The organism is Variovorax sp. P4_D9 (assembly GCF_056401695.1).
In genome coordinates, this window is record NZ_JBFUIU010000350.1 from 1 (window position 1) to 9,258 (window position 9,258).

At 68.3% G+C, this 9,258-nt stretch carries 7 protein-coding genes; 6 read left to right on the plus strand and 1 reads right to left on the minus strand.

Annotated elements, in window-relative coordinates:
- From amt to AC1DY5_RS30365, 4 genes are all read left to right on the plus strand, one after another.
- On the plus strand, positions 1-1,376 hold a 1,376-nt coding region (gene amt, locus AC1DY5_RS30350), incomplete at its 5' end, for an ammonium transporter (protein ID WP_478117496.1).
- Positions 1,377-1,514: 138 nt separating this feature from the next.
- Positions 1,515-2,438 (plus strand): SMP-30/gluconolactonase/LRE family protein, encoded by a 924-nt coding sequence (locus tag AC1DY5_RS30355; RefSeq protein ID WP_478117498.1) that lies wholly within the window; start codon positions 1,515-1,517, stop codon positions 2,436-2,438.
- A gap of 9 nt (positions 2,439-2,447) precedes the next feature.
- A complete protein-coding gene (locus AC1DY5_RS30360) occupies positions 2,448-3,329 on the plus strand; it encodes a LysR substrate-binding domain-containing protein (RefSeq protein WP_478117500.1) in 882 nt (293 codons plus the stop codon).
- Positions 3,330-3,436: 107 nt separating this feature from the next.
- Positions 3,437-5,098 carry an L-lactate permease gene (locus tag AC1DY5_RS30365; RefSeq protein ID WP_478117502.1) on the plus strand — a complete coding sequence of 554 codons (1,662 nt, stop codon included), beginning with the start codon at positions 3,437-3,439 and terminating at the stop codon, positions 5,096-5,098.
- Positions 5,099-5,122: 24 nt separating this feature from the next.
- Here the strand turns inward: AC1DY5_RS30365 and AC1DY5_RS30370 are convergent, their stop codons facing one another.
- Positions 5,123-6,346 (minus strand): IS110 family RNA-guided transposase, encoded by a 1,224-nt coding sequence (locus tag AC1DY5_RS30370; RefSeq protein ID WP_478117504.1) that lies wholly within the window; start codon positions 6,344-6,346, stop codon positions 5,123-5,125.
- A 364-nt stretch (positions 6,347-6,710) separates the two neighbouring features.
- Between AC1DY5_RS30370 and AC1DY5_RS30375 the strand changes: the two genes are divergently transcribed.
- Both AC1DY5_RS30375 and glcE read left to right on the plus strand, forming a co-directional pair.
- Entirely contained in the window at positions 6,711-8,216 is a 1,506-nt protein-coding gene (locus AC1DY5_RS30375; protein WP_478117506.1) for an FAD-linked oxidase C-terminal domain-containing protein, read from the plus strand.
- A 77-nt stretch (positions 8,217-8,293) separates the two neighbouring features.
- The coding region (gene glcE, locus AC1DY5_RS30380) for a glycolate oxidase subunit GlcE (RefSeq protein ID WP_478117507.1) at positions 8,294-9,258 on the plus strand (965 nt) is incomplete at its 3' end.

Here is a 9,258-nt window from a genome sequence, read left to right on the forward strand (position 1 = left end):
CCGCAGCCCCCGCCGCCGATGCGGCCGCTCCCGCTGCCGCCCCGGCTCCGTCGTTCAACAAGGGCGACACCGCCTGGATGATGGTCTCGACCCTGCTCGTGATCATGATGACAGTCCCCGGCCTGGCGCTGTTCTACGGCGGCCTGGTGCGCAGCAAGAACATGCTGTCGGTCCTGATGCAGGTGATGGTCACCTTCTCAATGATCGTCGTGCTGTGGATGATCTACGGCTACAGCCTGGCCTTCACCGAGGGCAACGCCTTCATAGGCGGTTTCGACCGGCTCTTCATGAAGGGGATCTTCGATCCGGCCACCGGCGTGTTCGCCCCGGGCGCGACCTTCAGCAAGGGTGTCTACATCCCCGAGCTGCTGTTCGCCGCCTTCCAGGCCACCTTTGCCGGCATCACCTGCTGCCTGATCGTCGGCGCCTTCGCCGAGCGCATCAAGTTCTCGGCCGTGCTGCTGTTCATGGCGATCTGGTTCACCTTCAGCTATGCACCGATCGCCCACATGGTCTGGTTCTGGATGGGCCCCGACGCCTATGCCAACAAGGACGTGGTCGACGCCATGAACGACAAGGCCGGCCTGATCTGGCAGTGGGGCGCGCTCGACTTCGCGGGCGGCACCGTGGTGCACATCAACGCGGCCGTCGCCGGTCTTGTGGGTGCGTTCCTGATCGGCAAGCGCATCGGCTACGGCAAGGAATCGTTCACGCCTCACTCGCTGACGCTGACCATGGTCGGCGCCTCGCTGCTGTGGGTCGGCTGGTTCGGCTTCAACGCCGGCTCCGCCCTCGAATCGAGCACCAGCGCCGTGCTGGCCTTCATGAACACCTTCTCGGCCACCGCCGCTGCCGTGCTCGCATGGTCCATCGGCGAAGCGCTGATGCGCGGCAAGGCCTCGATGCTGGGTGCCGCTTCGGGCGCCGTCGCCGGGCTGGTGGCGATCACCCCGGCCGCCGGCAACGTCGGCCTGATGGGCGCGATCATCATCGGCTTCGTCGCCGGCTTCGCCTGCCTCTGGGGCGTCAATGGCCTCAAGAAGATCCTCGGCGCGGACGACTCGCTCGACGTCTTCGGCGTCCACGGCGTCGGCGGTATCGTCGGTGCGCTGCTGACGGGCGTGTTCAACACCCAATCGCTCGGCGGCCCCGGCCTGGTCGGCGACTGGGTCACGGCAGGCGTGATCTCCAATGGCATCGGCGCCCAGGTCTGGATTCAGCTCAAGGCCGTGGTGCTGACGATCGTCTGGTCGGGCGTGGTGGCGTTCATCGCCTTCAAGATCGCCGACCTGACCATCGGCCTGCGGGTGTCGGAAGAGGAAGAGCGCGAAGGCCTCGACATCTCCTCCCACGGCGAAACCGCCTACAACCGCTGAAGCCTCGGGGCCGCCTCGGGCGGCCCGCTTCCGCGGACAAGAATTTGTCAGCGAGAGTCTCCTTTGGATGTTGAGCCCGCAGCCGCGGGCTCTTTTTTTGGGCGCAACGCCTGCGGTTTGGCCTAAGCTCCGGTCCCTATGTGGACCACTCTCAACGACAGCCTGAGCCAGCTCGGCGAGTCGCCGTTCTGGCATCCGGTCGAGCGCTCGCTCTACTGGCTTGACATCCCCGGCCGCGCGGTGCTGCGTACACGCGGCGACATCGACCACCAGCCGACGGTTGAGCGCTGGAGCCTGCCCACCGAACCCGGCTGCATGGCGCCGGCGCGCCGCGGTGGGCTGGTGATCGCGTTGCGCGACGGCGTCTACCGCGCGGCCGAATGGGGCGGGGTGCTGAAGCCGCTGGCGAGAGTCGACCACGACATCCGTACCATGCGCTTCAACGACGGCAAGTGCGATTCGCTAGGTCGCTTCTGGGCCGGCACCATCAACGAGGCCAAGGACCGGGCCAATGCAGTGCTCTACTGCCTCGATGCCCGCGGCGGCCGCGCGCCGACACTGGTGCCGATGGCCAACCAGGCCACCACCGCCAACGGACTGGCTTTCGCGCCCGACGATGCGACCGTCTACTGGTCCGACACCGCGGCCCATCGGGTGCGCGCCTGGCGCTGGGCCGCGACCGTCAACACCCTGTCGCGCGAGCGCGTGTTCCATCAGTTCGAGGACAAGCCCGCGGGCTGGACGCCGGCCTCGCCGCAGCGCTACGAGGGCCGGCCCGACGGTGCCACTATCGACGCCGAAGGCCACTACTGGGCCGCGATGTTCGAGGGCGGCCAATTGCTGCGCTTCGCCCCCTCGGGCGAGCGCGTGGCGGCGCTGCCGACGCCGGTCCAGTGCCCGACCATGCCCTGCTTCGGCGGCGACGACCTGAAGACGCTGTTCGTCACCAGCGCCCGCCGCGGACGGCCCGCGGCCGAGCTCGAGGAGCGGCCGGCCTCCGGCTGCGTGATCCGGATGCGCGTCGACACCCCCGGCCTCCCGGTCGCCTTCTTCGAGGACTGAGCACCGCCCATGGCGCTCCAGCACATCCCGCCGATCCAGTGCCTGCTGACCTTCGAGGCGGTGGCCCGGCTGCGCCATGCGGGCCGCGCGGCGGACGAGCTGTGCGTCACGCCGAGCGCGGTCAGCCATCGCATCCGCCAGCTCGAATCGCATATCGGCCTCAAGCTCTTCGGCCGCAGCGACTTCAACCTGACCGCCGACGGCGCCGCCTACCTCGCGAACGTGCGCATCGGCCTGGCCGCGCTGCAAGCGGTGCCGAACGGCGATGCCGCACCGCGAACGACCCGGCTGCGCCTGGCGGTCACGCCGACCTTCAGCCGCCAGTTCCTGATGCCGCGGCTGGAACTGTTCCGCAACATCTACCCGGACGTCGACCTCGTGCTGCAGGTCTCGATCCCGCTGCTCGACGTCACGGCCGAGCAGGCCGACCTCGAGGTCCGCTACGGCACCGGCGCCTATGCCGACTGCGAGAGCCGGCCGCTGCTCGAAGAATCGGTGGTGCCGGCCTGCAGCCCGAGCTACCTCAACGAATTCGGCCCCTTCACGGGCTTCCGCACCGAGGCCGAGATCGCCAACGCGCGACTGATCCGCAGCCCGCTCGAGCCCTGGAGCACCTGGTTCGCCAGCTGCGGGCTGGACCACCCCGAGCCCCGCGTGGGCTCGCAGTTCAACGACCTCGGGCTGGTCTACGACGCCGCGGCAAGCGGCTTCGGGGTCGCGCTGGTGCGCCAGCAGCTGGGCGCGCAATGGCTCGAGTCCGGGCGCCTGGTGCCGCTGTCGGACCGTCCCGTGCCCTCGCCGCTCCGCCACTACGTCTGCTGGCAGCCCGGCACCCTCGATCGCTGGGAGTGCGAGGCCTTTGCTGAGTGGTTAGTGGAAACCCTGAGCTAGATCAAGCAAATTTCAAGGTCGCCGAGAAAAACCTTCAACTCGGCGGGCCCCGGGGTCCTTACAGTTCGGTCCAGAAAACGAGACACAACTTTTCTGGGAGACACGCCATGACCTGGCAGCAAATCTACGACCCCTTCGGCAACATGATCATCTCCACCGCGCTGGCTGCGATTCCGGTGGTGGTGATGCTGGCTTGCCTCGGCTTCTTCCATATCAAGGCCCACATCGCGGCCGGACTGGGCCTGCTGGCGGCGATTGCCGTCGCGGCCTTCGCCTACGGCATGCCGGCCGACATGGCCGGCCGCGCGGCGCTGTTCGGCGGCTTCACCGGGCTGCTGCCGATCGGCTGGATCGTGCTCAACATCATCTTCCTGCAGCAGCTGGCGGAGCAGAACGGCAGCTTCAAGGTGCTGCAGGATTCGCTCTCGGGCATCACGGAAGACCGGCGCATCCAGCTGCTGCTGATCGCCTTCTGCTTCGGCGCCTTCTTCGAGGGCGCCGCCGGCTTCGGTACGCCGGTCGCGGTCACGGCCGGCATCCTGATCGGGCTCGGATTCTCGCCACTGGCCGCCTCGGGCCTGAGCCTGATCGCCAACACCGCGCCGGTGGCCTTCGGCGCGCTCGGCACGCCGGTCATCACGCTGGCCAAGGTGCATGGCTACGACCTGATGGAGGTCACCGCGATGATCGGCCGCCAGCTGCCCTTCTTTTCGCTGCTGGTGCCGTTCTGGTTGATCTGGGCCTTCGCCGGGCGCAAGGCCATGATGGAGATCTGGCCGGCCATCCTGATGACCGGTGTGTCCTTCGCGGTTCCCCAGTACCTGGTGTCCAACTTCATCGGCCCCGAGCTGGTCGACATCATCGCGGCGATCATCTCGATGATCAGCCTGGTGCTGTTCCTGCGCGTCTGGCAGCCCCGCACGATCTGGCATTCGCCGTCTCTCAAGGGGCACGACGTCAGCGCGCACGAGGCCAAGCCGCCGGCCCCGCTGGTGACCCACGACCGCGCCGCGCTGATCCGTGCCTGGATGCCGTGGCTGATCCTGTCGGTGTTCGTCTTTGTCTGGGGGCTGCCGGCGGTGAAGACCGCGCTGAACAGCATCTTCGCGCCGTCCTTCCCGATGGCCGGCCTGCACGACCTCATCGAGAAGATGCCGCCGGTGGTGCCCGCGCCGACCAAGGAGGGCGCCGTCTACGTGCTCAACCTGCTGTCTGCGACCGGCACCGGCATCCTGCTGTCGGCCGTCGTGAGCGCGCTGTTCATGCGCTACAACCCGATCGAGATCGTCAAGATCTTCTTCCGCACGCTGTGGCTGGTGCGCTACTCGCTGCTGACCATCATGCTGATGCTGGCGCTCGGCACCCTGACGCGCTACTCGGGCACCGACACCACGCTGGGCCTGGCCTTCGCCAACACCGGTGCCTTCTATCCCTTCTTCGGCACCTTGATGGGCTGGATCGGCGTCGCCATGACCGGCTCCGACACGGCCTCGAACGTGCTGTTCGGCGGCATGCAGAAGGTGGCGGCCGAGCAGCTCGGCCTGTCGCCCAACCTGATGGGCGCGGCCAACAGCTCGGGCGGCGTGATGGGCAAGATGATCGATGCGCAGTCGATAGTGGTGGCTTCCACCGCCACCCGCTGGTTCAACCATGAAGGCGATATCCTGCGCTACGTGTTCTTCCACTCGATCGCGCTGGCTTGCCTGGTCGGCCTGTTGATCACGATGCAGGCCTACGTCTGGCCCTTCACGTTGATGGTCGTCCGCTGAGGTTCTGAGATGAAACGTCCCTCTTCAAACAGGTGTGACCTGCACCGCGTAGCCGATCTGTTGGAGCCGTCGGATCAGGCGGTTGGCAGTTTTGTGGGCGTCGGCGCGGTCGAAGTGGGCGGCGCCGAGGTCGTGCCATTCGGTGCCGTCGCGCAGCATGTGCCAGGCGGCAGTGAGCATGGAGGCGGCCACGCCGATGATGGCCTTCTTGGCGCCGCGGCGAGCGCGCAGCCGGTGGAACTGCGCCTGCAGGTAGCCGTCCTTGACCTTCACGGCCGCCCAGGCGGCCTGCACCAGCGTGGTCTTGAGCCACTTGCCGCCGCGGCGCAATCGGGTGGAGCGGYGCTTGCCGGCGCTCTCGTCGTTGCGCGGGCACAGGCAGGCCCAGGACAGCAGGTGGGCGGGYGTAGGGAAGCGCGACATGTCGATGCCGATCTCGGCCACCACCACATGGGCGCTGACAGCGCTCAGGCCCGGGACGGTGCYCAGGAGCTTGGCGGCTTGTCGAAACGGCTCGAGCCCCAGGCCCACCTCCTTTTCGATGTCGGCGATGGCCTGGTCCAGCGCGTCGATGTGGCCCAGGTGCAGCTTGAGCATGAACCGATGATGGGCGCTGACGCGGCCGCGCAGGGCTTCAAGAACCTCGGCGCGACTGGCCTTGACTCGCATGTTGACGCAACTGGCGAGGTACTCGGGGGCGTCATGCCCGTCGACGATGGCCCGCAGCACGGCGCGGCCGCTCTTGCCCATGATGTCGGTGAGCACGACGCCGAGCTTGAGGTTGGCATCTTCGAGCACCTTGTCGATGCGCAAGACATGCGCGCTGCGCTCGCGCACGAACTGCTTGCGCGTGCGCGTGAGGGTGCGCAGTTCCTGCACGGCCACTGGCGGCACGAAGCTGGCGCGGATCAAGCCGTGGGCCAGCAGGTCCGCCAGCCACATCGAGTCGTTGACGTCGGTCTTGCGCCCGGGCACGTTCTTCACGTGCGCGGCGTTGGCCAGCACCAGTTCGAAGTGGCCTTCAAGCACGTGCCACACCGGCTTCCAGTACACGCCCGTGGCCTCCATACCCACGTGCTCGACGCCGAASRAGTCGAGCCAGTCGGCCAGGGCCAACAGGCCCGAGGTGGTGGTGGCAAAGGTGCGCACTTCCTGCAACGGGGGGCCGTCGCCGGCAATGCGCACGCACGCCACCACCGTTTGCTTGTGCACGTCCAGRCCGGCACAACGTGGATAGATGACTTCCATGATTGCCTCCAATGTGCGGCGACATCGGCGTGCGGCCCACGTCATCGAAGTCTGAGATGCGTGCTCAGGGGCGCCAAGCCCCGGGCGACAGTACGGGGTGCTCGTGGAGCCGCGGGTCCAACTGAAATACGGGTTCGAGGCACCAAGTACAAACCGACCTCTTTGCCGGACGCCGCCCATCAATTACAGCAAAGTTTGATGCGACGCGGGTCACGCAAAGATCACCCCCAAGGCTTGCCCACTTCGTGTGACCGCCCCCCCTCTCCGGGGGCAACCCCAGCGGGCCGGCAAAGCCGGTTCCGCGGGGTGGGCCGTTCCCGTTTCATGCGTCGCGGGTCACGCGATAGCGTGGTGGAAAACTGAAATGAATGCGCCGCTCACTTCCTCCGAACAGGTTTCGCTGTCGGCATCGGCCCGCCAGTCGCAGGTGGTGCAGGCGCTGCAGGCGCACCTGCCCGCCCATGCGCTGATCTGGCACGACGAGGACACCGTGCCCTACGAGTGCGACGGCCTCACGGCCTACCGCCAGCGTCCGCTGGTGGTGGCCCTGCCCGAAACCGAGGCGCAGGTCTCGGCGGTGCTCAGGACCTGCCACGGCCTCGGCGTGCCGGTGGTCGCGCGCGGTGCCGGCACCGGGCTGTCGGGCGGCGCGATGCCGCACGCGATGGGCGTGACGATGTCGCTCGCCAAGTTCAACCGGATCGTCAAGATCGACCCGGTGAGCCGCACTGCGGTCGTCCAGTGCGGCGTGCGCAACCTCGCGATCAGCGAGGCGGCGGCGCCCTTCAATCTCTACTATGCGCCCGATCCGTCGAGCCAGATCGCCTGCACCATCGGCGGCAACGTGGCCGAGAACTCGGGCGGCGTGCACTGCCTCAAATACGGGCTCACGCTGCACAACGTGCTGCGGGTGCGCGGCTTCACGGCCGAGGGCGAGGTCATCGAATTCGGCAGCGAGGCGCTCGACTGCGCCGGCCTCGACCTGCTGGCGCTAGTGGTCGGCAGCGAAGGCATGCTGGCCGTCACCACCGAGGTCACGGTCAAGCTGGTGCCCAAGCCCCAACTCGCGCGCTGCATCATGGCCAGCTTCGACGACGTGCGCAAAGCCGGCGATGCGGTCGCCGCGGTGATCGCGGCCGGCATCATCCCGGCCGGCCTCGAGATGATGGACAAGCCCATGACCGCAGCGGTCGAGGACTTCGTGCGCGCCGGCTACGACCTCGACGCCGCGGCCATCCTGCTGTGCGAATCCGACGGCACCCCGGAAGAGGTCGAGGAAGAGATCGGCCGCATGACCGAGGTGCTGCGCGGCTGCGGCGCCACCGCCATCGCGGTCAGCGAGAACGAGGACGAGCGCCTCAAGTTCTGGAGCGGCCGCAAGAACGCCTTCCCCGCGTCGGGCCGCATCAGCCCCGACTACATGTGCCTCGACTCGACCATCCCGCGCAAGCGGCTGGCCGACATCCTGCTAGCCATCCAGCAGATGGAGAAGAAGTACGGCCTGCGCTGCTGCAACGTGTTCCACGCCGGCGACGGCAACCTGCACCCGCTGGTGCTGTTCGACGCCAACGACCCCGACGAGCTGCACCGCTGCGAGCTCTTCGGCGCCGACATCCTCGAGACCAGCGTCGCGATGGGCGGCACGGTGTCGGGCGAGCACGGCGTCGGCGTCGAGAAGCTCAACAGCATGTGCGTGCAGTTCACCGCGGCCGAGAACGAGCAGATGTTCGGCGTCAAGCGGGCCTTCGATCGGACCGGGGGGCTGAACCCCGGCAAGGTGATCCCGACGCTGTCACGCTGCGCCGAGTATGGCAAGCAGGTGTTCCGCAAGGGGAAGTCGATGCCCTTCGCCGATCTGCCCCGCTTCTGAGACCTTGTGGGACAGATCAAGAAACTGCGCAGCCGTTTTTGCTCTGTCCCCGACTGACCAAGACAAGAAACACCACGATGGAATCCACAGCCCTAGGCGAGATCGCCGAGCGCATCCGCGCCGCCGCCGCCGACCGGACGACGCTGAGCATCCGGGGCGGCAACACCAAGGCTTTCTACGGGCAGCCCGCGCGCGGTGCTGCGCTGCACACCACCGCCCTGTCGGGCATCACCAGCTACGAGCCCAGCGAGCTGGTCGTCACGGTGGGCGCCGGCACGCCGCTGGCCGAGCTCGAGGCCCTTCTGGCCGAGAAGGGCCAGTGCCTGCCTTTCGAGCCGCCGCGCTTCGCGCCGGGCGGCACGGTCGGCGGCATGATCGCCGCGGGTCTCAGCGGCCCGGCGCGGGCCAGCGTCGGTTCCGTGCGCGACTACCTGCTCGGCATCACCTTGGTCAACGGCCGCGGCGAGGTGCTGGTCTTCGGCGGCCAGGTGATGAAGAACGTGGCCGGCTACGACGTCTCGCGGGTGCTGGCCGCATCGATGGGCGCGCTCGGGCTGGTCGCCGAAGCCAGCCTCAAGGTGCTGCCGGTGGCGCCGGCCGAAGCCACGCTGGATTTCGACTGCAGCCAGGCCGACGCGCTGCGGCTCGTCAACGAATGGGGCGGCCGGCCGCTGCCGCTCAATGCCAGCGTCTGGCGCCAGCGCGACGGCGGCGGCGTGCTGTCGCTGCGCCTGCGCGGCGCGGTGGCGGCGGTCGAGGCCGCCTGTGGCCAGCTGGGCGGCGAGCGGCAGGACAATGCGCGCGCGGCGGCCGGCTGGCAGTCGCTGCGCGACCAGCAGCATCCGTGGTTCGGCGTCGGCGAGGGCGCCCGCGCGCTGTGGCGGCTCTCTGTGCCGCAGACCGCGCCGGTGCTCGACCTCGACGGTGCGCCGCTGGTCGAGTGGCATGGCGGCCAGCGCTGGGTTCTGGCCGCGCCCGGCGAGTCGCAGCGCGTGCGTGCCGCGGCCCGCGCCGCCGGCGGCCATGCGACGCTCTTCAGGCC

What these genes read in the sequence shown, in the direction of transcription:
- AC1DY5_RS30365 (WP_478117502.1), top strand. Translation starts at nt 3,437, where the DNA reads ATGACCTGGCAGCAAATCTACGACCCCTTCGGCAACATGATCATCTCC.
- AC1DY5_RS30360 (WP_478117500.1), top strand. Translation starts at nt 2,448, where the DNA reads ATGGCGCTCCAGCACATCCCGCCGATCCAGTGCCTGCTGACCTTCGAG.
- AC1DY5_RS30355 (WP_478117498.1), top strand. Translation starts at nt 1,515, where the DNA reads ATGTGGACCACTCTCAACGACAGCCTGAGCCAGCTCGGCGAGTCGCCG.
- AC1DY5_RS30375 (WP_478117506.1), top strand. Translation starts at nt 6,711, where the DNA reads ATGAATGCGCCGCTCACTTCCTCCGAACAGGTTTCGCTGTCGGCATCG.